Annotated in this window: 26 protein-coding genes; 1 reads left to right on the top strand and 25 read right to left on the bottom strand. The window is 54.5% G+C overall.

Annotated features, from left to right (window positions below; translation table 11 throughout):
* Positions 1-160: 160 nt before the first annotated feature.
* The 15 genes from dnaG to rpsU all read right to left on the bottom strand — a co-directional run bounded on the left by dnaG (position 161) and on the right by rpsU (position 12,676).
* Positions 161-1,957 (bottom strand): DNA primase, encoded by a 1,797-nt coding sequence (gene dnaG / locus IKE44_RS01455; protein WP_049624496.1) that lies wholly within the window; start codon positions 1,955-1,957, stop codon positions 161-163.
* A gap of 534 nt (positions 1,958-2,491) precedes the next feature.
* Positions 2,492-3,292, bottom strand: a complete 801-nt coding sequence (locus tag IKE44_RS01450; protein ID WP_033014676.1) for a pyruvate, water dikinase regulatory protein — start codon at positions 3,290-3,292, stop codon at positions 2,492-2,494.
* Positions 3,293-3,310: 18 nt separating this feature from the next.
* The gene (gene ccpN, locus IKE44_RS01445; protein ID WP_255350126.1) at positions 3,311-3,937 is read right to left on the bottom strand and encodes a transcriptional regulator CcpN; all 627 of its coding nucleotides are present in this window, start codon (positions 3,935-3,937) and stop codon (positions 3,311-3,313) included.
* 91 nt (positions 3,938-4,028) lie between these two features.
* Entirely contained in the window at positions 4,029-4,796 is a 768-nt protein-coding gene (gene recO, locus IKE44_RS01440) for a DNA repair protein RecO (RefSeq protein ID WP_049626486.1), read from the bottom strand.
* Between the two features lie 31 nt (positions 4,797-4,827).
* On the bottom strand, positions 4,828-4,971 hold the full coding sequence (locus tag IKE44_RS01435; RefSeq protein WP_064502498.1) for a YqzL family protein: 144 nt from the start codon (positions 4,969-4,971) through the stop codon (positions 4,828-4,830).
* A gap of 102 nt (positions 4,972-5,073) precedes the next feature.
* Complete coding sequence (gene era, locus IKE44_RS01430) at positions 5,074-5,982, bottom strand: GTPase Era (RefSeq protein ID WP_033009655.1); 909 nt, start codon at positions 5,980-5,982, stop codon at positions 5,074-5,076.
* A complete protein-coding gene (locus IKE44_RS01425) occupies positions 5,975-6,373 on the bottom strand; it encodes a cytidine deaminase (protein ID WP_033014679.1) in 399 nt (132 codons plus the stop codon). The genes era and IKE44_RS01425 overlap by 8 nt, the downstream gene beginning before the upstream one ends.
* A gap of 125 nt (positions 6,374-6,498) precedes the next feature.
* The gene (locus tag IKE44_RS01420; RefSeq protein ID WP_033014681.1) at positions 6,499-6,852 is read right to left on the bottom strand and encodes a diacylglycerol kinase family protein; all 354 of its coding nucleotides are present in this window, start codon (positions 6,850-6,852) and stop codon (positions 6,499-6,501) included.
* Between the two features lie 2 nt (positions 6,853-6,854).
* Positions 6,855-7,325, bottom strand: coding sequence for an rRNA maturation RNase YbeY (gene ybeY / locus IKE44_RS01415; RefSeq protein WP_033014683.1), 471 nt, complete (start codon positions 7,323-7,325; stop codon positions 6,855-6,857).
* Complete coding sequence (locus IKE44_RS01410) at positions 7,322-9,424, bottom strand: HD family phosphohydrolase (protein ID WP_033014685.1); 2,103 nt, start codon at positions 9,422-9,424, stop codon at positions 7,322-7,324. Before IKE44_RS01410 ends, ybeY begins: the two co-directional genes overlap by 4 nt.
* Positions 9,425-9,478: 54 nt before the next feature.
* Positions 9,479-10,441, bottom strand: a complete 963-nt coding sequence (locus IKE44_RS01405) for a PhoH family protein (RefSeq protein ID WP_049624500.1) — start codon at positions 10,439-10,441, stop codon at positions 9,479-9,481.
* Positions 10,442-10,443: 2 nt separating this feature from the next.
* Positions 10,444-11,631, bottom strand: a complete 1,188-nt coding sequence (gene yqfD, locus IKE44_RS01400) for a sporulation protein YqfD (protein WP_287464801.1) — start codon at positions 11,629-11,631, stop codon at positions 10,444-10,446.
* Entirely contained in the window at positions 11,628-11,921 is a 294-nt protein-coding gene (gene yqfC, locus IKE44_RS01395) for a sporulation protein YqfC (RefSeq protein ID WP_033009643.1), read from the bottom strand. Before yqfC ends, yqfD begins: the two co-directional genes overlap by 4 nt.
* A 105-nt stretch (positions 11,922-12,026) precedes the next feature.
* Positions 12,027-12,473 (bottom strand): GatB/YqeY domain-containing protein, encoded by a 447-nt coding sequence (locus tag IKE44_RS01390; protein ID WP_033009641.1) that lies wholly within the window; start codon positions 12,471-12,473, stop codon positions 12,027-12,029.
* A gap of 29 nt (positions 12,474-12,502) precedes the next feature.
* Entirely contained in the window at positions 12,503-12,676 is a 174-nt protein-coding gene (gene rpsU, locus IKE44_RS01385) for a 30S ribosomal protein S21 (RefSeq protein ID WP_008879912.1), read from the bottom strand.
* 164 nt (positions 12,677-12,840) lie between these two features.
* Between rpsU and IKE44_RS01380 the strand changes: the two genes are divergently transcribed.
* A complete protein-coding gene (locus IKE44_RS01380; RefSeq protein ID WP_095859680.1) occupies positions 12,841-13,776 on the top strand; it encodes a Na/Pi symporter in 936 nt (311 codons plus the stop codon).
* On the opposite strand, the gene deoC is transcribed toward IKE44_RS01380, so the two are convergent.
* From deoC to lepA, 10 genes are all read right to left on the bottom strand, one after another.
* On the bottom strand, positions 13,773-14,444 hold the full coding sequence (gene deoC, locus IKE44_RS01375; RefSeq protein WP_033014695.1) for a deoxyribose-phosphate aldolase: 672 nt from the start codon (positions 14,442-14,444) through the stop codon (positions 13,773-13,775). The two genes, IKE44_RS01380 and deoC, sit on opposite strands and share 4 nt — an antisense overlap.
* 166 nt (positions 14,445-14,610) lie before the next feature.
* Positions 14,611-15,960 (bottom strand): tRNA (N(6)-L-threonylcarbamoyladenosine(37)-C(2))-methylthiotransferase MtaB, encoded by a 1,350-nt coding sequence (gene mtaB, locus IKE44_RS01370; RefSeq protein ID WP_033014697.1) that lies wholly within the window; start codon positions 15,958-15,960, stop codon positions 14,611-14,613.
* A 67-nt stretch (positions 15,961-16,027) separates the two neighbouring features.
* Positions 16,028-16,804: a 16S rRNA (uracil(1498)-N(3))-methyltransferase gene (locus IKE44_RS01365; protein ID WP_033014699.1), complete on the bottom strand. Its 777-nt coding sequence runs from the start codon at positions 16,802-16,804 to the stop codon at positions 16,028-16,030.
* Positions 16,805-16,822: 18 nt separating this feature from the next.
* Positions 16,823-17,761 (bottom strand): 50S ribosomal protein L11 methyltransferase, encoded by a 939-nt coding sequence (gene prmA / locus IKE44_RS01360; protein ID WP_287464796.1) that lies wholly within the window; start codon positions 17,759-17,761, stop codon positions 16,823-16,825.
* Between the two features lie 5 nt (positions 17,762-17,766).
* On the bottom strand, positions 17,767-18,915 hold the full coding sequence (dnaJ, locus tag IKE44_RS01355) for a molecular chaperone DnaJ (protein WP_033014701.1): 1,149 nt from the start codon (positions 18,913-18,915) through the stop codon (positions 17,767-17,769).
* A gap of 129 nt (positions 18,916-19,044) precedes the next feature.
* A complete protein-coding gene (dnaK, locus tag IKE44_RS01350) occupies positions 19,045-20,865 on the bottom strand; it encodes a molecular chaperone DnaK (RefSeq protein ID WP_033009632.1) in 1,821 nt (606 codons plus the stop codon).
* 22 nt (positions 20,866-20,887) lie between these two features.
* Complete coding sequence (gene grpE / locus IKE44_RS01345; RefSeq protein ID WP_287464793.1) at positions 20,888-21,559, bottom strand: nucleotide exchange factor GrpE; 672 nt, start codon at positions 21,557-21,559, stop codon at positions 20,888-20,890.
* 97 nt (positions 21,560-21,656) lie between these two features.
* A complete protein-coding gene (gene hrcA / locus IKE44_RS01340; RefSeq protein ID WP_287464791.1) occupies positions 21,657-22,691 on the bottom strand; it encodes a heat-inducible transcriptional repressor HrcA in 1,035 nt (344 codons plus the stop codon).
* Positions 22,692-22,774: 83 nt separating this feature from the next.
* Positions 22,775-23,914: a radical SAM family heme chaperone HemW gene (gene hemW / locus IKE44_RS01335; RefSeq protein WP_033009628.1), complete on the bottom strand. Its 1,140-nt coding sequence runs from the start codon at positions 23,912-23,914 to the stop codon at positions 22,775-22,777.
* Positions 23,915-24,021: 107 nt separating this feature from the next.
* Positions 24,022-25,851: a translation elongation factor 4 gene (lepA, locus tag IKE44_RS01330; protein WP_055357969.1), complete on the bottom strand. Its 1,830-nt coding sequence runs from the start codon at positions 25,849-25,851 to the stop codon at positions 24,022-24,024.
* Positions 25,852-25,866: the final 15 nt, after the last annotated feature.

The raw sequence follows: 25,866 nt of genomic DNA, 5'->3' as shown, positions 1-25,866 counted from the left end.
GATCAATTTTATAGTTTTGTGTACAATTCATCTGAAGTCCTCCTTGGTATGGTGAGTGATGTGGTTGACACCCCTGCATCATACCAAGAGGGCTTTTTTTGATCAAGTCCCCGGAAAAGCTCCTAACGGGAATGCTCCTTTAAAAACTCATACCACCATATTATGAGGAAGATAACATTTTTTTCATTTCAATCATTTCTTTGGCGATGCGGGCGGCTGTCAAAAAGTCCTTTCTTCGCTCCGCTTCCGTTTTTTCTTGTTCTTTTACCTTTAGCATTAACCATTTTGGGCGATTCAACACATGCCTGATATAATCCTCGAGCTCCTGTTCGGAAACGTCATCTGCGATCAATAAAAGCGACAGCTCGCTCGCGAGCGGCTGCAACTCGCCGGGGATTCTTGAGATGAGCGCACCCGGGTCGGCTTCATGCCCTTCTTCGTAAAAGGCGTAAATATAAGCGGCTAACGCCCGATGCTCCTCGATGTTAAACCGGCCGCCAATCCGCTCTTGAACGACCAGCGCCACATCGCGGCTTCTCATCATATGAGCAAGCAGCAACCGTTCCGCATTTTGAAAAGCCGGCAGCAACTTTTTCGCCAGCATCGGCCGCGCCGTTTCCCCATCGGGCGCCTCCCGCGGCTTTGTCCTCTCGCGCTGGCTGCGGGACAGCTGCTCATGAAGAGCGGAAAGCGACAACGAAAACTCTTCGGCGAGCTGGCGCAAATAATAATCTTGTTCCACCGGGCTCGACAGCTTGCCGATCTCCCGGAGCGCTTCATCAATATAGCGGAGCCGCTCCCCTTCGTGCTGCAAATTTTTTCCGCGCCGCAAATACGCCATTTTAAACGCCACGAGCGGTCGGGCGGCAGCCACTTCTCCGGCAAACCGTTCACCGCCATAAACACGTATATATTCATCCGGGTCAAGACCGTTCGGAAGGGATGCCACCTTGACGCGGCATCCCAATGCGCTCAGCTGCTCAGCAGCGCGCCAAGCGGCTTCGATCCCGGCGCTGTCGCCGTCATAACAAATCGTTATAGTGTCCGCATGGCGGCGCAAAATGCGCGCCTGCTCCTCGGTCAGCGACGTCCCCATCGTCGCAATGGCATAATCGATGCCGGCCTGCGCTGCGGAAATGACATCGGCAAACCCTTCGACAAGCAGCGCCTCCTGCCGCTTGCGGATCGGCACCCGCGCCGCATGAAAGTGGTATAGAATCGCCCCTTTGCGGAAAACGGGCGTTTCTGGGCTGTTGACATATTTCGGATGCCCTTCGCCGAGCAGGCGGCCGGAAAACCCCACCGTTTCGCCGCGGTGGTCGTGAATCGGAAACATAATGCGGTTCCGGAACCGGTCGACGTATCGCCCGTCCTCTTTTTTCGTCAACAACCCCGCCTTTTCCATCACCGGAAGAGAAAAGGAATGGCTCTCCAGCAACTTGGCCGCCGCATCAGGTGCATCCGGGGCATAGCCGATTTCAAACCGGTCGATCGTTTCTTTTGTCCATCCGCGCGCCTGCAAGTAATCAAGCGCGGCTTGTCCTTCTTTTGTATGGACAAGCAAATGATGGTAAAATCGTTTCAGCAAGGCATGCGCTTCCGTCATCGCCTTCGCCTCGTCCGTCTGACCATCATCGCGCCCGCGAACATCCAGCTCATAGACGGACAAATCGACGCCTGCCTTGGCTGCAAGCCGTTTGGCCGCTTCCACAAACGGAATGCCCTCGATGTCCATTAAAAACGTGAAGGCATTCCCTCCTGCTCCGCAACCGAAGCAGTGGAAAATTTGCTTTTCCGGAGAAACGGAAAACGACGGCGTCTTTTCCCCATGAAAGGGGCATAAGCCAAAATAGTTGCGGCCCTGCCGTTTCAGCTGGACGTATTCGCCGATGACATCCACAATATCGACGCCGCGGCGAATGGCTTCAATCGTTTCTTCGGGAATGCGATGTCCCATACGAACAACCCCGTATCATAATTTAATTTATTCTCGGCTGTCAGCCGATTTCCCTTTTACTTTCGACAAATTTTTTCAATTCCTCCGTTTTGCCTTCCCCCTTGCCCGCAACAGCCGGCCCTCCCAATCCGCCCGCCGCCTCCGTAAAGCAAACGGCGTCAAGCTGGCGAAAGGGCGCTTCGATATATTATATTTCAAGGCCAAAGGGAACATTTCATTTTTTTGACTTTGTTGCAGCGGACAACCTGGCCCCTAAAGCAAGGGAAGGCTTCACACTCCCTATTATTCTACATCATCCCCAAAAATCCTTCTTTTTTTTTCGGGCGCCCGGCGGTTTTTGTCGAAAACTTTTCCCTTTGTTTTCCTTGACAAACAGCTATAAATAGTTTACTCGACTTATGCCCACTCTAAACCTATGCAGGGTCATTTTTCCCGCAATTTTTTATTATAATATAACTCAGGGACGTATGCCATAAAAAAGCGCACGATTACCGGCAGGAAATCGTGCGGACAAAACAGGCGGATCCAACGTTCTTAACACTTCAACTTTTTCATAATGATGCTTGCCGTTTCTTCCACAGCTTTGTTCGTTACATCGATGACATCGCAGCCGATTTTTTTTACGACTTCGTCAAAATAAGCCAGCTCTTCTTTAATGCGATCCATGTTCGCATAGATGGCTTGGTCGTTCAAGCCGAGCGATTTCAAACGCTCGCGGCGGATCGACAGCAGCTTGTCCGGGCTGATTTTCAAACCGAAGCATTTGCCTGGCCCGACTTGAAACAGCTGCTCGGGCGGCTCGACTTCCGGAACGATCGGTACGTTTGCCACCTTCAGCCGCTTATGCGCCAAGTATTGCGACAGCGGCGTTTTCGATGTGCGCGATACGCCGATCAACACAATATCAGCGCGCAAAATGCCGCGTGGGTCGCGGCCGTCGTCGTATTTGACGGCGAATTCGATCGCTTCGATTTTTTTGAAGTAATCTTCGTCGAGCACGCGCACCTGGCCCGGCTCATACCTTGGCGTCAGCTGGAACAAGCCGCTCATTTTTTCGATGAGTGGGCCGATGATATCGTAAGCGACCACCCCTTCGCGCGCCGCCTCGGCAAGCAAAAATTCGCGCATTTCCGGAATAACGAGCGTAAAGGCAATAATGGCTTGGTTCATTTTGGCCAACGCGACCACTTCGGCTAACGTCGTTTTATCCTCTACGTATGGAACGCGCTTGATTTGAACCGGCGAGGCGTAAAACTGGCTGGCCGCCGCCTTGACGACAAGCTCAGCCGTCTCTCCGCCCGAGTCGGATACGACATAAACGAGGCGTTGATTCATTTTGTTCCTCCTTTTCGCTCACACATCGTCTTTGGCTAATGAGACGAACGCTTTCGTCATATTCGTTTTCGTAATGCGGCCGATCACTTCATACCCCTTCTCCGTTTTGCGCACGACCGGCATAGCGTCGATTTGCTTCTCGATCAGCCGTTCGGCCACCTCAATCAGCGGATCATCTTTATAACAAACAGCGATGTTCGGCATCCTTGTCATGATAATATTAACGGGAATCGCTGTCAGTTCCTGTTTGCCGATGCTCGCGCGCAGCAAGTCTTTGCGCGACAAAACGCCCGCAAGAAGCGACTCCTCATCGACGACAAACAGCGTGCCGACGTCTTCCAAAAACATCGTGACAATCGCATCATAGACGCTCACGTTTTCGTTGACGACGACCGGGATGGACTGGTAGTCTTCAACTTTTAATTTTTTAATCTTATCGGCGAACAGCTGCGTGCCCGTTTTTCCGGTATAAAAATAACCGACGCGCGGCCGCGCTTCCAAATAGCCGGCCATCGTCAAAATCGCGAGATCGGGCCGCAGCGTCGCCCGCGTCAAGTTCAGCTTTTCGGCGATGCTCTCGCCGGTGATCGGCCCGTAGTCTTTGACAATTTGCAAAATTTGTTCCTGGCGTTTATTCAGTTCGATCGTCGCTCACCACCTTGCCAAAAGGTCCCTCACGCTATCATCCTTGTTTATATTATACTACATCACGCGTTTACAAGGAAAATTAAGCATCCTAGCCGCTATCGGGGGCGAGTGTGTCTTTGAGCACGCTCATTTGCTGCAAAAAGCGTTTCGCCTTCAGCGACAGGCCGGCATATTCATCGTAGTACGCCGACAGCACCGCCTTCAATTCCGCCTTTGTCGTTTCTTTGACCGAAATCGCGCCCAGCCGGGCAAGATCAATATGGAAAAACAGGCGCAACAGCCGGGCCGACGCTGGCGACAACGGCATCCGGTGCGGGTCGGCCTCCTCGCAGCGATGACAAAGGAAGCCCGCCTCCTTGACCGAAAACGAGACGCTCCCTTCTGTCGCCCCGCAACGCGCGCAACGGTCAAGCACCGGCGGAATGCCGAGCACTGGGAGCATTTTCATCTCATAAATCAACGCCATGATCTCTAAATCGCGCCCTTCGCTCATATACTGTAACGTCTGCCGCAACAGCTCAAACAAGTACGGATTGCGCTTTTGCTCTTCTGTGCTTTTGTCGGTGAGCTCCACAATATACGCGGCATAGGCAGCGGCAAACAAATCTTCACGCAGCGCCCGCATCGAATCAATGAGCTCCCCTTGATGGAGAACGCCGACGCCGCGGCTGCGGCGGATCAAATAATGGCCATAGGCGAGCGGCTGCGTAACAGCAGAAAGGCGGCTGCTTGGCTTTTTCGCACCTCGCGCCATCACAGCCACCTTTCCCCATTCCCTTGTAAACAATGTGACAATTTTATTCGTCTCGCCATAATCGATGGTCCGCATCACGATCGCTTCACACTTTTCAAACATTGAACCACCACCAATTGGGCCAGTGACGATGCTAAGAGATCGGCTGGTCGATTTCTTTCTGGTCGGTGTTCTGCTCCTCACCGCCGAGCCGCTGCTCCCGTTCCAACTCTTTAAACAACAAGTACGTATCGATATTGCCTGTTTGGCTAAACAACTTCCAAGTAAACTCAAGCATGGAATGACACCTCTTTCTGCCTGCAGGCATTGCATATTGGTGGTTTTACCTATAGGTTGGCTCGGGCAAAACCCGTTTATGTCGCGTAAAATTTTCTAGCCGTCAATACTCGTCCTCGCGAAACCCGAAGTCGCGCAACTGCGAAAGGCGGTTGCGCCAGTCCTTTTGCACCTTCACCCACAGCTCCAAAAACACTTTGGATCCAAGCAGTGCCTCAATGTCAGCGCGCGCCCGCTGTCCGATTTCCTTTAACATCCGGCCTTGCTTGCCGATGATGATTCCTTTTTGCGAATCGCGCTCAACAACGATGACAGCCCCGACGTAAACCGTGCCCGTCTCTTCGCGCCGCTCAATGCGTTCGACGACGACGGCGATCGAATGTGGAACTTCCTCGCGCGTCAAGTGAAGCGCTTTCTCACGAATGAGCTCGGCGATGATAAACTGCTCCGGATGGTCGGTGACTTGATCCGGTGGATAATATTGCGGTCCTTCCGGCAACCGCTCTTTAATTTGCTCCAGCAGACGCTCGACATTGTTTCCTTCAAGCGCTGAAATCGGCACAATTTCCGCAAAAGGGTGCAAATCCTTGTACTGGTCAATGAGCGGCAGCAGCTCATCCGGGTGAACGCGATCGATTTTGTTGATCACCAAAAACACCGGCGTATCGACTTCTTTCAAGCGCTCCATAATGAACGCCTCGCCGCGCCCAAACCCTTCCTCGGCATTGACCATAAACAAAATCAAATCGACTTCGCGCAGCGCATTGAGCGCCACTTTCATCATAAAATCGCCGAGTTTATGCTTCGGTTTATGCACCCCGGGAGTGTCGATAAAAATGATTTGTGCGTCCTCATCGGTGTACACGCCTTGGATTTTATTGCGCGTCGTCTGCGGTTTGTCGCTCATAATGGCGATTTTTTGCCCGACGACACGGTTTAAAAACGTCGATTTTCCTACGTTCGGTCTTCCGATAATGGCAACAAACCCTGATTTGTATCCTTCCTTATTCATGCATATCCTCCGCTGAAAAAGCATCTGGCAGCAGTTCTTGAACGGTGACGATTTTGACATCGCCGTTGATATTGGCCAAAATGACTTTCATATCGCTAGGGCAAAGCTCAGCGATCACTTGACGGCATGCGCCGCACGGCGGAACCGGGCGGGGAGTGTCGGCAATGACCGCGAGGGCGGCAAACTCCGTTTCCCCTTCGGAATACGCCTTAAACAGCGCGATCCGCTCCGCGCAATTGCACACGCTGTAAGCGGCGTTTTCAATGTTGCAGCCGCGGTACACACTGCCGTCTTTCGTCAGCAACGCGGCGCCGACTTTGAATTTCGAATAAGGCACGTATGCGAATTCGCGCGCTTTTTTCGCTTCGGCAATGAGCTGTTCGATCTCCATGAATGGCTCTTCCTTTCCTGAAAGCAAACGCTGCTTTCTTTTATTATTTTACAAAAAATCGCCGCCAATTTCATCATTTGAAACAAAAATGTAACAGAAAAATTAGAATTTTATCTCTCGTTCGTTCAGCGAAGATGCGGCCAAAACAGCAGCGCCCCGATGATGACAGCAACCCCGGCAGCCACGAGCACGGCCGCAGCAGCGATATCTTTCGCCGCTTTCGCCAGCGGGTGAAACTCTCCTGTCACCAAGTCGACCGTGCGCTCGATGGCTGTATTCACCAGCTCGAGTGTAACGACCGCACCAACTGTCAGCACTAACACAATCCACTCCCAGCGCGACAGCCCGACAGCGAAACCGAGCGCAAAGGCAACAACGGCGGCCGCCAAGTGAAAACGCAAATGCGCCTCCTCCTTCACCGCCGCCTTCATTCCCGCCCAAGCCCAGGCGAAACGATCCCGTTCCCTCGCACCTCGCATGGCTATCGCGTCAATCCGAACCGCGTCAATATTTCCTCTTGCTTGGCAAACATGACGCGCTCTTCCTCTTCCGTTTCGTGGTCATAGCCAAGCAAATGCAAAAAACCGTGCACGGCCAAAAACCCGAGCTCGCGCATGAACGAATGCCCGTATTCCGCCGCTTGCTCTTTCGCCTTCGGAATGGAGATGACGATGTCGCCAAGCACCAGCGGCATATCGGCGCCGATGATGTCGACTTCGCCCTCTCCTTCCTCTTCCAACGCGAACGAAAGCACATCAGTCGGAGCGTCTTTGCCGCGATAGTCGCGGTTCATCAGGCGAATGCGCTCGTTGTCCACGAATGAGACGCCCACTTCCGTCCCGTCCGGCACGTTCTCGCTCGCTGCCGCTTCGCGAAGGAGTTGCTCGAGCATCTCAAGCTGCTCTGCGGTCACTTCGCCCGTTTCGTCGATAAAGTCGATGTGAATGGTCATGCATGCTTCACCTTTTCCTTTCGTACTTCCGGGTATTCAATGCGCGAATGGAAGACGCCGTTGAGCGTCTCACAAAGCGAACGGGCGACGATCTCCAACTCTTTCATCGTGATGTCGCACTCGTTCAACTGGTTGTCCTGCAGGCGGTCGGCGATGATCCCCCGGACGATCTTTTCGATTTTTTCCTGCGAGGGGTTGGCCAACGAACGGACAGCCGCCTCGACGCTGTCGGCAATGTTGATGACCGCCGCCTCTTTCGTCTGCGGCTTCGGCCCGGGATAGCGGAACTCGGCTTCGGAGACCACTCCCGTTTGCTCGAGCGCTTTATGATAAAAATACTTGAGCAGCGTCGTGCCATGATGCTGTTCGGCGATGTCGACAATCTCCTTTGGCAGCCGGTGCTTGCGAAGCAAGGCGACGCCGTCGGTGACATGGGCGATAATAATATTTTTGCTCAATTGCGGCGACAAATGATCGTGCGGATTGCCGCCCATTTGGTTTTCAATGAAATAGCGGGGCCGCTTTGTCTTGCCGATGTCGTGGTAATAGCAGGCGACGCGCGCTAGCAAGCCGTCGGCGCCGATCGCCTCGCACGCCGCTTCCGCCAAATTGGCGACCATGATGCTGTGATGATACGTCCCCGGCGCCTCCGTCAACAATTTGCGCAACAGCGGGTGATTTGGATTCGACAGCTCAATGAGGCGAAGCGGCGACAAAATGCCGAATGCCGTCTCAAACACCGGCAGCAGCCCGATCGTCAAAATGGCGGAGAAAATGCCGGAGGCCGCCGCCATGAGAAGAAAAAGGCCGATCTCAGCCAGCGAGTAGCGGCCATTTTTCATTAGCAACAACGATAGGAGCAAACCCGCATTGACGACGGCAACAAGCACACCGGCCCGCCAAATTTTCGCCTTCGCCAGCTCCTTCGGCAGGCAAAACGTCCCAGCCAGGCCGCCAGCGAGCAAATAAACAGCCAAGGACACCGATACGGCGCCAGTCGCCCCGATTTCTTCATTAAACAAGATGCTGCCGCACACCGCCCCAATGATGGCGGTCATCACCGCCAGCCGCTCGCCAAGCAGCACGCGGACAAGCATCGGACCGAACGCTGCCGGAACGAGATAGCCAGCCGAAACGGCCCCGCCGGACGGCAGCAGGCGAATGAGCACCATCACCGCCATCATCAACGTGAACACCGCTCCATAAAGCAGCAAGTTTTCATTCGTCTTCTCGGCGCGGAAATAGTAAGCGAGCGGCGCAAGCAAGAGCAGCACGAACAAACAAAGCCCCGCGGCCGGCCAATGCGGGCGTCCGCCGCCAAGCAGGCCGACGAGCTCAAGCCGGTGGTAAATGTCACTCGTAATAAATTGCCCTTCCTCCACGATCACTTGCCCTTGCAAAATTTTCACTGGCTTCACTTCATCCATCGCCTGCCGCCGCTTTTCTTCCGTCGCCGTCCGGTCGTAGACGACGTTCGGAATGACAGCCTGCCGGCACAACTTGGCGACGGTTTCGCGCAACGCCGGCGACAGCGCCGCATACTTGAGCTCTGTCGCTGCTTTCGCGCGCGCCTCGTCAAGCTCCGCCTGGGAAATGCGCTCGCTCATGGCCGCATGCACGGCCGTCAACGCTGCTTCTTTGGCTGTCTCGAGTTCACCGGGAGAAGCGCTGAGCAGCCGCCGCCATTCTTCAGAGGACAGGTAGGCAAACCACTCCGGCGGCAGCCGTTCCTCGAGCTTCGCTGTCAAATCACCGGGCGAACGGCCCGAACCCGCCTCGTTTTGCACGCTCTCAATGGCGGCAAACAGCGAGGAAAGAAGATCGACACGGTTTTCGGCATATTCTTTTTTCAACGTATAAACGTCTGCCACTTTGGCGGCTGCTTCTTCTTTCAGCCTGGCTGTCGCTTCTTTGTCCTCAACCGTCACCGGCGAGCGGATCGTTTCTTTAGCGACGTCAAACAGGCGCAGCTCATATTGGCGCGGTTTCACTTGCCAGTACAACACAGCAAACAACAGCGCAGCCAAAAACAAAAACAGCCAAAAGCGGACGAAGCGGACGTCTTTTGTCCGCTCGAGAAAAAAACGAAGCCTTCCCACCGGTTTTCCCCTCGCTTTGTAAGAAAAGCTGTGCCATCCATCCCGGTCTGTGCTCTATAAGCCGGCCTCATCGTAGGCATTAATAATTTTCGCCACAAGCGGATGGCGGACAACATCAGACTGCTCCAAAAACACAAAAGCAATGCCGCTGATGGAAGCCAAAATGCGCTTCGCGACCGACAGCCCCGACTCGACTCCTTTTGGCAGGTCGACTTGGGAAATATCGCCGGTGATCACCATTTTTGACCCAAAACCAAGCCGGGTTAAAAACATTTTCATTTGCGCCGGCGTCGTATTTTGCGCTTCGTCCAGAATGACGAACGCATCCTCAAGCGTCCGGCCACGCATATAGGCGAGCGGAGCGATCTCAATCGTGCCGCGTTCAATGAGGCGCTGCACATACTCCGCTCCGAGCACGTCGTTTAGCGCATCGTACAGTGGGCGCAAATACGGGTCGACTTTCTCCTTCAAGTCGCCGGGCAAAAAGCCGAGGCTTTCCCCCGCCTCGACAGCCGGTCGGGTCAAAATGATGCGTTTGACGCTGCCGTTTTTCAGCGCCTTCACCGCCATGACAACCGCCAAGTACGTTTTCCCGGTTCCGGCTGGCCCGATGCCAAACGTCAAGTCGTGTTGTTCAATCGCCGCCACGTAATAACGCTGGCCGAGCGTTTTGACGCGGATCGACTTCCCTTTGGCATTTTTCGTAATCTCTTCTTCGTACAGCTGGATGAGGCCGTCAAGCGCCCCTTTTTTCGCCAGCTGGACGGCATAGATGATGTCGCGCTCGCTGATGGCCACCCCTTTGCGGATGACAATCAATAAATGGCGAAGCAGCTCATCGACGAGCTGGACTTGCTGCGGCGTTCCGAAGACGTTGACCGTCTCCCCGCGCGTCACAATCGACACGCCAAGCTCTTCCTCAATCCGCTTTAAATGGGCGTCATGAACGCCAAAGAGCGCCGCCGCTTCCTGTTGATTGCGTACGTGTTGGCTGATCGTGACAAACTGCTCTGACATTCTCAATCTCCTTGAACGATGGGTTGTGGTACAGCAATATTTTCGATGACTTCGTAATGCAATTCTACCCTTACTTTACCATTCTCTTTCGTCTGATGCAAAACTTTTTCGCCGCGAATGACCGCCTCTTCCGGTAGCTTGGCCCGCAGCTCGCGGCGGGCGATCTTTTTCGCTTCTGCAAACGCCTCTTCCCACGTATAGCTCCGTTTCACTTCCTCGGCTTCACGAATCGTAACACGCTCGTAATACACCGGCAAGTCCCATTTCCAAAACCGAAACGGCCGCTTTTTCGTTTCGATGACCGTATGGGCGAACGCCGGCTTCTCCCACCCCCAGATTGGAACGGAAAAGCGGCCCATTGCGATATAATGCCGTTCGGCGAACGCGCCGGTCAACACATGAAACGTCGTCTCAAGCGGCAGGACAACGGTGGACTCGTACCATGTCTCGCCAAGCACCTTTCCGGTCGCCGGTACAAATTTCGTTCTCCCCTCGGCGCCGATCACGCCGGAAACGAGAAGCTGACCTTTTTGTACATAATCATTGACGGAAACGAGCGGTTGTCCTTCTTCAACGAACAAATCGGCGATCACCGCCTCTTTTTTGGCGACTAAATGGCGCGGGGGGATCGGTTCTTTCGGTTCCGGAATTTCTTTTTCCACGACGCGGAAATGCAGCAACGTCCCTTCCCACTCGACGCCGACCCATGTAATGTCATGGATGCGTTCGGTCAGTTTCCTTTGCAACGTTTCCGGGTCATCGAGCAGAAATTGAAACACGCCGCGCTCGACGCCCATCCGTTTTAGTTCGCGGACGATTTGATGTTCTGTCTCGGGGGAGGCGCCTTCAATGTCAATGCTCCACACAACGTTGGACAGCAGAAATACAATGGCCGCAAAAAGGAGCAGCCCGAGCCCAAACCCGCTGTTTCGCCGCGCCCGTCGCCAAAAAAACGGCAACCCTCTTCTCCCGACAAACGAAAGCTTGCACTCGCTTTGCCGGGCGATATGGCGAAACCGCTTGACATCGCTGAGCTTAATGAAAAATGTCGCCGTCTCCCGACTATGATTTTTCACATTCCATACGGCGATGCCCTGGCGCACGCAGGCGTTGATCAGCCGTTCGATCCCTTTTCCTTCCGCCTTGACACGCACGCTGCCGGCTAACGTGTCAACCCATCCATTTTTCATCGTTTGTCCTCCTCTATATAAACGACTTGGCTGATTTTCCCCTCCAATAAAATTTCTTCCGGCAAAATCGTTTTGATGACAAACTGTTCGCCGCGGACAAGCAGCTGCCCGTTCCGCAGCAAAAGGCGGAGCTCTTTATCGCTGAACGCGAGCAGCCCTCGGTGGTTTTCAATGTAAATATGTATGTGCCCCACCATCGTGATGCGGGGCAGATCCATGACGATATCGGCGGGAAGCTCGAGCTTTTCCGCCATCCACCGCTTCATCTGCTGGCGCCATTTCTTCACCATACAAAATGACCCCCCTTTCATCTCATATGTATGAGACAAAAGGGGGTTCTAGCACCGCTTTTCAAAAACAACGGGCCCGCCTGCCGGCAAGGCCCATTGCTTGTTTTATGAAAGCTGTTGTTGCACCAATTTATTGACGAGCGAACCGTCCGCTTTGCCTTTCACTTTCGGCATGATGGCGCTCATCACTTTTCCCATATCCGCCTTCGACGAAGCCCCGACTTCCTTGATCGTCTGCTCGATCAGTTCGCGAAGTTCGTCCTCTGTCAGCGGTTTCGGCATATACGACTGAACGATGTCAATTTCGGTTTTTACTTTTTCGACAAGATCTGAACGGCCAGCGTTTTCAAATTCGCGGAGGGAGTCTTTACGCTGCTTCAGTTCACGAGAAAGAACGGTCAGCTCTTCGTCTTCCGAAAGCGGGCTTTTGCCGAGCTTGATCGCCTCGTTTTGCAGCGCCGCCTTCAGCATACGGAGAACAGACAGCTTTTCTTTCTCCTTGTTTTTCATCGCCTGCTTCATATCGTCATTCAAACGATCGAGAAGACTCACCGATTATACACCCTCTTTAATGCATGCTCTTAGTGCTTGCGCTTTCTAGCCGCTTCAGATTTTTTCTTCCGTCTGACGCTTGGTTTTTCATAAAATTCGCGCTTTCTCACTTCTTGCAAAGTACCCGTTTTCGAAACGGCGCGTTTAAAGCGACGAAGAGCGTCGTCGATCGACTCGTTTTTGCGAACGATCGTTTTGGACATCCTGCTTCCCTCCCTCCGAACAACAACCATTGCATATTGTACTTGTCAATTATAATACATGCCGGCAGAAAAGGTCAATAAAAAAGAGCGATCCCGGCGCCGAAAAAAGCAGTCATCGTCCGCGGACGAGGCCCATACATATAGGATGAAAGGGGAGATCGCCCGTGGGGCCGCTTTTGATGCTGTTTGCCATTTACACCGCCATTTTTCTGATCGGTATGTTCATGATGAAGGCCGGGTTTTACGCATTATCCGGCCATCGGTTGAAACGATGGCTCATGCGCTTTACCGCTGCGCCATGGCAAGGATTTCTCACCGGGATGGCGGCAACCGCCCTCGTGCAAAGCAGCTCGGCGGTCATGGTGATGACGATCGGCCTCGTCGCCACCGGCTATTTATCGTTTCGCCAGTCCATCGGCATCATTTTAGGCAGTAACATCGGCTCAACCGTCACAACCGAGCTGATGACACTCGATATCGGCGACGGCGCCATTCCGCTTCTCATCGGCGGCGCACTTCTCGTCTTCATAGGACGCCGCCGCTTCGTTTACAGCATCGGGATGATCGCCGTCGGCCTTGCCGCCTTGCTGTTTGCCATGAACGGCTTCTCCAGCCTCGCCAAGCCGCTCGCCGATTACCCGCTTGTTGACGCCTGGCTCAAGCAAACGAACAGCTCGACCGCCATCGGACTCTTCGTCGGCATTGCCTTGACCGCCCTCGTCCATTCGAGCGCGGCGACGATCGGCATCGCCATGGGGTTTTTAAACGAACAGTTGTTGACGCTTCCAGCCGCCATCGCGATATTGCTTGGCGCCAACATCGGCACGTGCATTACCGGGCTGCTGGCCTCCATCGGTTCAAGCAAAGAAGCCCAGCTGACCGCTTATACCCATTTATGGCTGAACGTCGCCGGCGTTGCCGTCTTTGCCTTCTGGACGGAGCCGTTCGCCCGTTTTGCCGCCATGCTCAGCCCGGCGCCGGATGTGCAGCTCGCCCATGTGAGCGTCTTGTTTAACACCATTTGTTCAGCCGCCGCGTTGCCGTTTGTCGGCATCATCGAAACGGCCATCTTGCGTTTGCATGGCCAAAAGCGGGCTTAATAATCGGCGCGCCCAGTTTGGCCGCTGACGATGGCAACCCCGGAGCTCGTCCCGATGCGCGTCGCCCCAGCCTCGATCATCGCCTCAGCTGTTTTCCGGTCGCGAACGCCTCCTGAAGCTTTGACGCCCACATTGTCGCCGACCGTTTTTCGCATCAGCGCGACGTCTTCAACCGTCGCGCCGCCGCCTGAGAACCCAGTCGATGTTTTCACATAGTCAGCGCCCGCTTTCACCGCCAATTGGCAAGCGCGCACTTTTTCATCATCCGTCAAAAGCGCCGTTTCAATAATTACTTTCACGAGTGCTTTTCCGGCTGCCGCTTCGACGACGGCGCGAATATCGCGCTCCACCCAGTCGTCGGCTCCGCTTTTTAAGGCGCCGAGGTTGATGACCATATCGACTTCGCGTGCGCCGTTTTCGATGGCGTTTTTCGTTTCAAACGCTTTCGTTTCCGGCGTTGTCGCCCCAAGCGGAAAGCCGATGACCGTGCAGACGCGGACATCCGTGCCGGAAAGTTCCCGCGCCGCCGTTTTCACCCACGACGGGTTGACGCATACTGAGGCAAACCCGTACTGTTTCGCCTCCGCGCATAATTGAACGATTTGCTCTTCCGTTGCCTCCGGCTTGAGCAGCGTATGGTCGATCATGTTCGCAATGTTCACTGTCATGGACACTTGCCCCTTTCTGCCGCTGCAAAAAGATAGAAGGTCTGACGTCTACCATCATACCATGTCTGCGAGGCAAAAACTAGCCGTCATCTGTATAGTTCCCGAGAAAAAGAAGAAAAAACCCCAGCCGAGGCTGGGGTGTCTGTGCTTGTCTCTCCATATCAGGTTATGAGCTTAACTTTACGGGATGAGCTGCCCCATCCGGCACAATGCGGACAAACTCACCTTCGTTGTACGGGTAGCCGGCTTTCGTGATTTTTACTTTCACGAGTTCGCCGACCATCTCTTCTGTCCCCGGGAAACGGACTTTCAAATAGTTGTCCGTATAGCCGATATACATGCCCGGATGATCTTTGTCTTGCTCTTCTGGAATGACTTCGAGCACGTGCCCTTCAAATCGCGACGCGTATTCTTTCGCCAGCTGATCAGATAGGGCAATGAGTCGGCGGACGCGGTCATGTTTCGTCTCTTCGTCCACTTGGTCCGGCATGCGCGCCGCCGGTGTGCCAGTCCGCTTCGAATACGGAAAGACGTGCAGCTCGGAAAACTGCTGCTCGCGGATAAAGTGGTACGTTTCCATAAATTCCTCTTCCGTTTCACCCGGAAAACCGACGATGACATCGGACGTTACGGCGAGTTCCGGGAACACTTCCCGCAGGCGGGCAAGCCGCTCGGCGAAAAATTCCACCGTATATTTGCGGCGCATCCGCTTGAGCACCGTGTTCGACCCGGATTGAAGCGGAATGTGCAAATGGCGAACGATTTTGTCCGAACGCTGCAACACATCGATCACTTCATCGGTAATTTGGCTCGCCTCAATCGACGAAATGCGAATCCGTTTCAGCCCCGGCACTTGCTCATCCAAATCGCGCAGCAGCGCCGCGAAGTTATAGTCTTTTAGATCGGTGCCGTAGCCGCCCGTATGAATGCCGGTCAACACGATTTCCTTATAGCCGGCGGCGACAAGCTGGCGCGCCTGGCGGATGATTTCTTTTGGATTGCGCGAACGCATCAAGCCGCGCGCCCACGGGATGATGCAAAACGTGCAAAAGTTGTTGCACCCTTCTTGAATTTTCAACGATGCCCGCGTCCGGTCGGTGAACGACGGCACATCCATTTCCTCAAACACGCGCGTTTTCATAATGTTATGGACCGCGTTGATCGGCTGGCGCTCGCGCTGAAACTGCTCAACGTAGTCCAAAATTTTATGCCGGTCTTGCGTGCCGATGACAATATCGACGCCTGGAATCGCCATCACTTCCGCCGGCGATGTTTGCGCATAGCAGCCGGTCACGCAGACGACGGCATCCGGATTGCGGCGCACCGCACGACGGATGACTTGGCGGCTTTTTTTGTCGCCGGTGTTCGTCACTGTGCACGTGTTGATCACATACACATCGGCGCGGCTCTCAAACTCCGTCCGTTCGTAGCCGGCCTTTTTAAACAGCTGCCAAATCGCCTCTGTTTCGTAATGATTGACTTTGCAGCCTAATGTATGGAAAGCCACTGTTGGCATGTTGTTCACCTCACTGCAGGCCATGCCGCTGAGCTAGCAGCATGACTGAATTTGTTCAAACCGTTGATTACTGTTGCGCCGCCTCCCAATCTGGCGCGCGCAGCTCCCATTCATAGGAAGCCGCGGCAAGCAGATAAAGCGGCGCCGTTTCCGTGCGCAAAATGCGCGGGCCAAGGCTGCACGGCAAAAAGCCGCCTTGTCGGAGCCGCTTTGCCTCCTCAGGGCTAAATCCACCCTCAGGTCCGAACACGGCTAGCAGCGTGCCGCCGGGCTTGAGGCCGGCAAGCAGCGCCGGCAGCGAACCGTGCCGTCCCCCGCGCCCTTCTTCTTCATAGGCGAATAGACGTTGATCCACCGTTTCGCCAAAAGCAAGCAGCGCGTCCAGCGAAAGCGGCGCTCGCACCTCGGGCAATGACGTGCGTTCCGCCTGTTCGGCCGCCTCTTTCGCAATTTTTTTCCACCGTTCCACTTTTTTCTCCGCTTTCTTCATGTCCCATTTGACGACCGAACGGGCGGCGAAAAACGGCAGAAAGCCGGCGGCGCCAAGCTCCGTCCCTTTTTGGATGACAAACTCCCACTTTTCGCCTTTCGGCAGCCCCTGGGCGATATAAATGCGCACCGGCAATTCGCGTCCCTCTTCCTTCCATTGTACAATACGGGCGCGCACATGATCACTGGCAATTTGTTCAATGCTGCATACAGCCGTGCGCCCGTCCGGAAAGACGCAAGCGATCGCATCCCCCGGCTTCATGCGCATGACGCGGGCGATATGGTGCGCGTCAGCGCCGCTGATCGTGACGACTTCGCCTCGGCGCTCCCGTTCGGAAACGAAATATCGCTGCAACGAACATCCCTTCTTTGTTTACGACTTGATGGCGACTAACGCGACCCAATCTTCCATCACGTTCACTTCCTCAATGACAAACCCAGCCGCCAGCAGCCCGTCTTTGACGTCCTGCTTTTTCGCCTGGATGATGCCGGAGGTGATGAAGCGGCCGCCCGGCTTCTGCAGCCGGAAAGCGTCGGAGGCAAAACGCAAAATGATTTCCGCCAAAATGTTGGCGACAATCACATCAGCCGGCTCATCGACATGGTCAAGCAAATTGTTTTGCGCCACCGTAACGACCGACTGCACTTTATTGAGCTTGACGTTCAGCCGTGCGCTGTCGACTGCGACCGGATCCAAATCGAACGCCCGCACCGACCGGGCGCCGAGCATCGCCGCAGCGATGCTTAAAATGCCGGAGCCGGTGCCGACGTCAATGACCGCATCGCCGGGGCGCACATATTTTTCGAGCGCCTGCAGGCACATGACCGTCGTCGGGTGGGTGCCGGTGCCAAACGCCATGCCCGGATCCATTTCAATGATCAACTCATCATCGGAAACCGGCTCATACGTTTCCCACGTCGGCACGATCGTAAACTTCTCCGACACTTTCACCGGATGATAATGCTTTTTCCACGCCGTCGCCCACTCTTCCTCATTCACTTCGCTCAATGTAATCTTATTTTTTCCAAGGTCAATATCATATAGCCATAAATTGTTAATCGCTTGTTTAATTTGTTCGACTGTTTCGCCAAGAAAGCTGTTGACCGGCAAATACGCCTTAATGATGACGCCTTCTTCCGGATAATCGTCCGGATTGAGTTCGACGATTTCCCCGTACCAGTCATCGCGGTCTTTCACAAGATCGTACGGATCTTCAATGACCACGCCGCCGGCGCCGGCCTCATGCAAAATGTTCGAAATCGCCTCGACCGCCTCGTGCGTCGTATGAATGCTGATTTCTGACCATTTCATCGCGCTCACGCTTCTCCTTTAAACGCCTTTTTGACTTTCTCAAAAAAACGGCCGTGCGGCCCGTCGTGCATCGTCTCCCCACCAAGCCGGTCAAACTCGCGCAGCAGTTGCTTTTGTTTTTCCGTCAGCTTTGTCGGCGTCACGACGCGGACGATGACGTGCTGATCCCCCTGTCCATAGCCGCGCACGTTTGGCACTCCTTTCCCTCTCAGGCGGAAGCGCGTGCCCGTTTGCGTGCCGGCCGGAATTTTCAACTTCACATCGCCATAGAGCGTCGGCACCTCAATCTCATCGCCGAGCGCCGCTTGAGCAAAGGAAAGCGGCACTTCACAATAAATGTCGAGCCCGTCGCGCTCGAAAAATTCATGCGGCTCCACTCGGAAAATGATGTACAAGTCCCCCGGCGGCCCGCCGTTGACCCCTGGCTCCCCTTGGCCGGCGACACGCAGCTGCTGGCCGTCGTCGACGCCGGCCGGGATTTTGACATGAATCTTTTTCCGTTGCTTGACGCGGCCCGTCCCGCCGCATGTCGGACATTTTTCCGGAATGTACCGGCCCGTCCCGCCACATGTCGGACATGTCCGACGGTTGATGATGCGGCCAAACGGCGTCGCCTGCTCGCTCGTGATTTGCCCGCTGCCGCCGCAACGTGAGCACGGCTGGGGGCTTGTGCCCGGTTTGGCGCCGCTGCCATGGCACGTTTCGCACGTCTCTTCGCGCGGCACTTCAATTTCCGTTTCTTTTCCAAATGCCGCTTCCTCAAATGTGAGCGTCATCATGTATTCCACATCGGCCCCTTTGCGCGGCCCGCTCGCCCGCTGGCGCGGCCCGCCGCCGAAAAACGTCTCAAAAATATCTTCAAACCCTCCAAAGCCGCTAAAGCCGCCGAAATCAAACCCTCCGCCTCGGAATCCGCCGCCGCCAAACGCTTCGTTCGGGTCGGCATGGCCGAACCGGTCGTAGCGGGCCCGCTTTTCGTCGTCGCTCAATACTTCGTACGCCTCTTTAATTTCTTTAAACTTTTCCGCGGCGTCCGGCGCTTTGTTAATGTCTGGATGATACTGCTTCGAAAGCTTTCGGTACGCTTTTTTGATCTCGTCTTTCGTCGCGTTTTTGCTGACGCCGAGAACTTCGTAGTAATCGCGCTTTGCCATCGTTGATCATCCACTCCCGATTCATTCACATAAATTTTATTTTATCATTTCCCTTTGGTTAATGGCAATATGTGAATACTAGAAAAAAAGTCAAAGCCAAGGCAGGCCTGACTTTGACTTTCGGCAGCATTATTTATCATCCTTCACTTCCTCAAATTCCGCATCAACAACGTTGTCCCGTTTGGCCGCGTCGGCTTGCGCTCCAGCGTCTTGCGCCTGTTTCGCCGCTTGCTCATACAGCTTGATCGACAGCTGCTGCACCGCTTCCTGCAGCGCGTCTTTTTTCTTGCGGATGTCATCGATGTCGTTTTTCTCAAGCGCCGCCTTCAACGCATCTTTTGCCTCTTGCGCTTTCTTGATCTCATCGGCGCTCACTTTTCCTTCGACTTCTTTTAACGTTTTTTCTGTCGTGAAAATAAGCTGGTCCGCTTCATTGCGCAGTTCGGCAGCCTCTTTCCGCTTCCGGTCGGCTTCGGCGTTTTCTTCCGCCTCTTTGATCATGCGCTGGATTTCTTCTTCCGACAGGCCGGACGACGATTTGATCGTGATCGACTGTTCTTTGTTCGTCCCCAAGTCTTTCGCGCGCACATGGACGATGCCGTTGGCGTCAATGTCAAACGTCACTTCAATTTGCGGCACGCCGCGCGGCGCCGGCGGAATCCCAGTCAGCTGGAAGCGGCCGAGCGTTTTGTTGTCCGCCGCCATCGGACGCTCCCCTTGCAGCACATGAATGTCTACTGTCGTTTGGTTGTCGGCGGCTGTTGTGAACACTTGCGACTTGCTTGTCGGAATGGTCGTGTTCCGCTCGATCAATTTCGTAAATACGCCGCCCATCGTCTCAATGCCGAGCGACAGCGGTGTGACGTCAAGCAAGACGACATCTTTCACTTCGCCGGCAATGACCCCGCCTTGGATCGCGGCGCCGATCGCCACGACTTCGTCCGGATTGACGCCTTTATGCGGCTCTTTGCCAAGCTCGCGCTTAATCGCTTCCTGGACAGCTGGAATGCGGGTCGAACCGCCAACCAAAATGACTTTGTCAATATCGGCAGGCGTCAAGCCGGCATCTTGCAGCGCCTGGCGAACCGGCCCCATCGTCCGTTCAACGAGGTGGGCGGACAGTTCTTCAAACTTCGCCCGCGTGAGTGTCGTTTCCAAGTGAAGCGGACCGTTTTCATTGGCGCTGATAAACGGCAGCGAAATTTGCGTCTGCGTCACGCCCGACAGTTCTTTTTTCGCCTTTTCAGCCGCATCTTTCAAGCGCTGGAGCGCCATTTTGTCTTTGGACAAATCGATGCCGTGCTCTTGTTTGAACTGATTGACCAAATAATCGATGATCACTTGGTCGAAATCGTCGCCGCCCAAATGGTTGTCGCCGGCGGTCGCTTTCACTTCAAAGACGCCGTCGCCAAGCTCCAAAATCGAAACGTCAAACGTTCCGCCGCCCAAGTCATAGACGAGAATCGTTTGATCCTCTTCTTTGTCGAGGCCGTAAGCAAGCGCTGCTGCTGTCGGCTCGTTGATGATGCGCTCGACTTCAAGCCCGGCGATGCGGCCGGCGTCTTTCGTCGCTTGGCGCTGCGCGTCGTTGAAATAGGCCGGCACCGTAATGACCGCCCGCGTCACCGGTTCGCCCAAGTAGTCTTCGGCGTACGATTTCAAATATTGCAAAATGATGGCTGAAATTTCTTGCGGCGTATATTGCTTTCCTTCAATCTCCACTTTGTAGTCCGTGCCCATATGGCGCTTGATCGAGATGATCGTGTTCGGGTTCGTGATCGCCTGCCGTTTGGCGACTTCGCCCACTAAGCGCTCCCCGTTTTTGAACGCCACAACCGATGGGGTCGTGCGGTTTCCTTCCGGGTTCGGGATGACTTTCGCCTCGCCGCCTTCGAGCACGGCGACGCAAGAGTTCGTTGTTCCTAAGTCAATGCCGATAATTTTACTCATCGCTCATCACCCTCCATTTCCGTTATTGGCTGACTTTGACCATCGCAGGACGGAGAATGCGGTCTTTCAGCTTGTAGCCTTTTTGCAGCTCTTCGACGACTGTATTCGGCTCATAGCCATCTTCGTCCGTCTGCATGACCGCCTGATGCAGATGGGGGTCAAACGGTTTTCCGACCGCCTCAATCGCCTCGACTCCTTCTTTTTTCAAGGCGTCCAAAAGCGAGCGATACACCATCTCCATTCCTTGCAAAATCGATTTTGCCTGCTCGTTTTCCGTCTCTATTTTCAACGCGCGCTCAAAGTTGTCGAGCACCGGAAGCAAATCGCTCGCCAAACTTTGGGCGCGGTATTTTTCAGCCGCTTCCAGCTCTTGGCGCGTCCGGCGGCGGAAGTTTTCAAAATCGGCATACAGACGGAGATAGCGGTGTTCCATCTCAGCCAGCTTCGCTTCCAGCTCCGCTACTTGCGCTTTGGCGGCAGCCAGCTCCTCTGTCTCGGCGCGCTCCTCCCCGGCAGGTTCGGCCCCCGCTGAAGCCTCCGCCGGCTTCCCATCGCCTTGCCCGGCGGCATCGTTTTGCCTAGCGTCGTCCCTTTCGCCTTCCGGTGGCACGCCTGCCTCTTCCGCCGATGCCGGCTGTTCCATCTCCGGCTCGTTGTATGTAGCTTGACCAGCACGTTTGTCCCCTTGTTTCATTGCCTTCACCTCCCCTTCGGGCTCGTCATTCTATGTATCAATGGCCACAAGGAACGGATGGATTGGCGAATCCATCCGTTAACCAATATGGCCATTGTTACTGATTTTGATACCATTTCGTCAGCGCGGCCGACAAATCGGAAGCGACGCGGTTCAACACCGTGATGACGCGCGAATACTCCATGCGCGTCGGCCCGAGAATCGCGATCGTTCCGAGCGGCTCCTCGCCGACCGAGTATGTCGCCGTAATGAGGCTGCAGTTTTCCATGCCGTGCAATTCGTTTTCCCGGCCGATCGACACCTGCACCCCTTTTTGGCTTTGCTTGCGAAGCAGACGGTAAATGTCTTTTTCCTGCTCAATGATGTTCAGAAGCGGGCGCACTTTTTCAATGTCGCTGAATTCCGGCTGATTGAGCATGTTGGCTGTGCCGGCGAAAAACATTTTCTCCTCTTCAGGAAGATCGAGCGTGTCGATCAGCATATTGAGCAGGCTGTCATAATTGCGGATGTGCCGGCGCAGCACATCGGCCACTTCCGTCTTGATTTTTTCTTTTAAATCGATGAGCGGAACGCCGCTGAGCCGCCCGTTCAAAATGTTGACCATCTTTTCAAGGTCGCCGGCGTTGACCGATGGCGGAATCGTCACGACCCGGTTTTCGACATGGCCGGTATCGGTCACAACGATGGCCACAGCCGTCTGCTCGTTGAGCGGAACGATTTGCATTCGCTTCAGTTTGCTTTCTTTAAACGCCGGACCGAGGGCGATCGACGTGTAGTTCGTCAAGTCGGATAAAATTTGCGCCGACTTTTGCATCAGCTTCTCGAGCTCATAGATGCGTTCGGCAAACACGGAGCGGATTTTCTGAATATCGGCTCTTGTCAGCCGCTGCGGTGGCAGCAGATGGTCGACGTAGTACCGATACCCTTTTTCCGACGGCACGCGGCCAGAGGAAATGTGCGTTTTTTCAATGTAGCCGAGCTCTTCCAAATCCGCCATTTCATTGCGAATCGTCGCTGAACTGAACGCAATTTGGTGCTTTTTCGATAACGTCCGCGAACCGACCGGCTGCCCGGAACGAATGACATCGTCGATAATCACCTGCAAAATCAGCAGTTGGCGGTCCGTTAACACGTTTCTCACCTCTATTAGCACTCGATCAATTCGAGTGCTAAATCTATTACTAGGGTAACAAATCGCCCGGCAAATGTCAATCTTTACATTTCGCCGAGAAAGGCGGCGAACACTTCGTTGCCGAGCAGCTTGCCGCGCTTTGTCAAGCGAACGTGGGTCTCCGTTTCTTCCAAGCGCCCGTTTTCCACTTCGGCGCGGATCGCCTTGCCGAAGATATCGTGCATATCGCGGCCAAACTTTTGCCGGAAGCGAGCTTTCGACACTCCTTCCGTTTTGCGCAACCCTAAAAACATTTCCTCTTCCATTTGCTCTTGAAGCGTCAACCGGTGCACATCGCGGTGCGGCCATTCGCCGTTGTCCACCTTGGCGATGTAATGGCGGACCGGACCTATATTGGCGCGCCGCACCCCGCCGATATAGCTGTGCGCCCCGGCGCCGATGCCGTAATACTCTTCGTTGTTCCAATAAGTGAGGTTGTGACGGCTTTCAAACCCCGGAAACGCGTAATTGCTGATTTCATACTGTTGGTAGCCGCACGCTTCGGTTCGCTCCATCGCCGCTTCGTACATGGCCGCTTCCGCCTCTTCTCCCGGGAGATGGAGTCGGCCCTTGCGCCACTCGTTGTAAAAGATCGTTTTCGGCTCAAGGATAAGCGAATAGGCGGAGAGGTGCGGAACGTGAAGCGAAAACGCGGCGTCCAAATCGGCGAGAAACTGCTCAAGCGTCTGCCCGGGAAGCCCGTACATCAGATCGAGGCTGATGTTGGCAAACCCGGCCTCCCTCGCCCGCTCTACCGCCTGCACGATATCCCCGCGCCGGTGCGTGCGGCCGATCGCTTGCAGAAGCCGGTCATCAAACGTCTGCACCCCAAGGCTCAACCGATTGACCCCGGCTTCGCGGAGAACGGCGAGTTTTTCTTTCGTCAGCCCATCCGGGTTCGCCTCAACCGTAAATTCAGCCGTTTGCGGATCAAACTGAAAATGGCGGTGAATGCTCTCAAGCAAGCGCCCAAGCTGCGCCGGCTCCAGCACCGTCGGCGTGCCGCCGCCGATAAACAGCGTCTCAAGACGGTTGCCGAACTCGGCCGCCGTCCGCGCCATTTCCTTGTCCATCGCCCGCAAATAGTCGTCAATCGGCTGACCGGCAGCAAACACTTTGTTAAAATCGCAATAATGGCAAATATGGGCGCAAAACGGAATGTGAAAATATGCTGATGTTGCCATCGTCATCCTCCCTTCGGCTGCAGCCGGACTGCCGTCCCTCATCTTCCCGTCAGCGTCGCATGGCGATAAACAAACAAGGCCATCCCCGAAGGAGACAGCCTTGCCCGTCATTTTTTCTGGTCGTCGATTTTCAAGACAGCCATAAACGCTTCTTGCGGCACTTCGACCGAGCCGATTTGTTTCATCCGTTTTTTTCCTTCCTTTTGCTTCTCGAGCAGCTTCCGCTTCCGTGACACGTCGCCGCCGTAACATTTGGCGAGCACGTTTTTGCGCAGCGCCTTGATCGTCGAGCGGGCGATGATTTTGTTGCCGATGGCGGCTTGCACCGGCACCTCAAACTGCTGGCGCGGAATTAAGTCTTTCAGTTTTTCCACGATCACTTTGCCGCGTTCGTACGCCGCCTCGCGATGGACGATAAACGACAAAGCGTCAATTTTTTCGCCATTCAACAAAATGTCCATTTTGACAAGATTGGACGGCCGATAGCCGATCAACTCATAGTCGAATGACGCGTACCCTTTCGTGTTCGACTTTAAGGCGTCAAAAAAGTCGTACACGATTTCCGACAGCGGAATGTCATAAATCAGCATGACCCGCTTTTCGTCCAAATATTGCATATCAACGAACGTGCCGCGCTTTCCTTGGCACAGCTCCATGACCGGCCCGACGTAGTCGTTCGGCACCATGATCGTCGCCTTCACATACGGCTCTTCGATGCGGTCGATTTTCTGTGGATCCGGCATGTTCGTCGGATTGTCGACCGAAACTTCGGTGCCATCGGTCAAATGAACTTTGTAGACGACGCTCGGAGCCGTCGTAATTAAGTCGATATGAAACTCGCGCTCAATCCGCTCTTGAATGATTTCCATATGCAGCAAGCCGAGAAACCCACAGCGGAAGCCGAACCCAAGCGCCTGCGACGTTTCCGGCTCAAAGTGGAGCGCCGCATCGTTCAATTGCAGCTTCTCGAGCGCCTCGCGCAAGTCATTGTAGCGCGCCGTATCGATCGGATACATGCCGCAAAACACCATCGGGTTGAGCTTCCGGTAGCCGGGGAGCGGCTCGGCGGCCGGCCGTTCGGCGTCGGTGATCGTATCGCCGACACGCGTATCTTTGACATTTTTAATGGACGCTGTCAAATAGCCGACATCGCCGACCGTGAGCTCGTCGACGATTTTTTGTTTCGGCGTAAAGACGCCGACTTCGTTCACTTCAAATTCTTTGCCGGTCGACATCATTTTAATGCGCTGGCCCGGCTTCACCGTCCCGTCAACAATGCGGACATACGCGACAACGCCGCGGTACGGGTCGTAAAGCGAGTCGAAAATGAGCGCTTTCAGCGGCGCGTCTGGATCGCCCGACGGAGCGGGAATTTTCTCCACGATTTGTTCCAAGATTTCTTCAATGCCGATGCCGACTTTCGCTGAAGCGAGCACGGCTTCAGACGCATCGAGGCCGATGACGTCCTCGATTTCTTGGCGGACGCGCTCCGGTTCGGCGCTTGGCAAATCAATTTTGTTAATAACAGGCAAAATTTCCAAGTTGTTATCGATCGCTAAATACACATTTGCAAGCGTCTGCGCTTCGATGCCTTGCGCCGCATCGACGACCAAAATCGCTCCCTCGCAGGCCGCCAAGCTGCGCGACACTTCGTACGTAAAATCGACATGGCCCGGCGTATCGATCAAATGGAAAATATACTCCTCGCCATTTTTCGCTTTGTATGTCAACTGAACCGCATTCAATTTGATCGTAATGCCGCGCTCGCGCTCAAGATCCATCATATCCAACGTCTGCTCGCGCAACTCGCGCTCCGACAGCGCGCCTGTTTTTTCCAAAATGCGGTCCGCAAGCGTCGATTTTCCGTGGTCAATGTGAGCGATAATGGAAAAGTTGCGAATCCGTTCCTGCCGTTTCAACCGTTCTTCCCGGTTCATCGTCTCTCACTCCTG

Source organism: Geobacillus sp. (genome assembly GCF_017515625.1).
In the GTDB taxonomy this organism is placed as follows: domain Bacteria; phylum Bacillota; class Bacilli; order Bacillales; family Anoxybacillaceae; genus Geobacillus; species Geobacillus stearothermophilus.
Note: the sequence above shows the minus strand (reverse complement) of the source record. Positions and strands in the feature narration are given on the sequence as shown.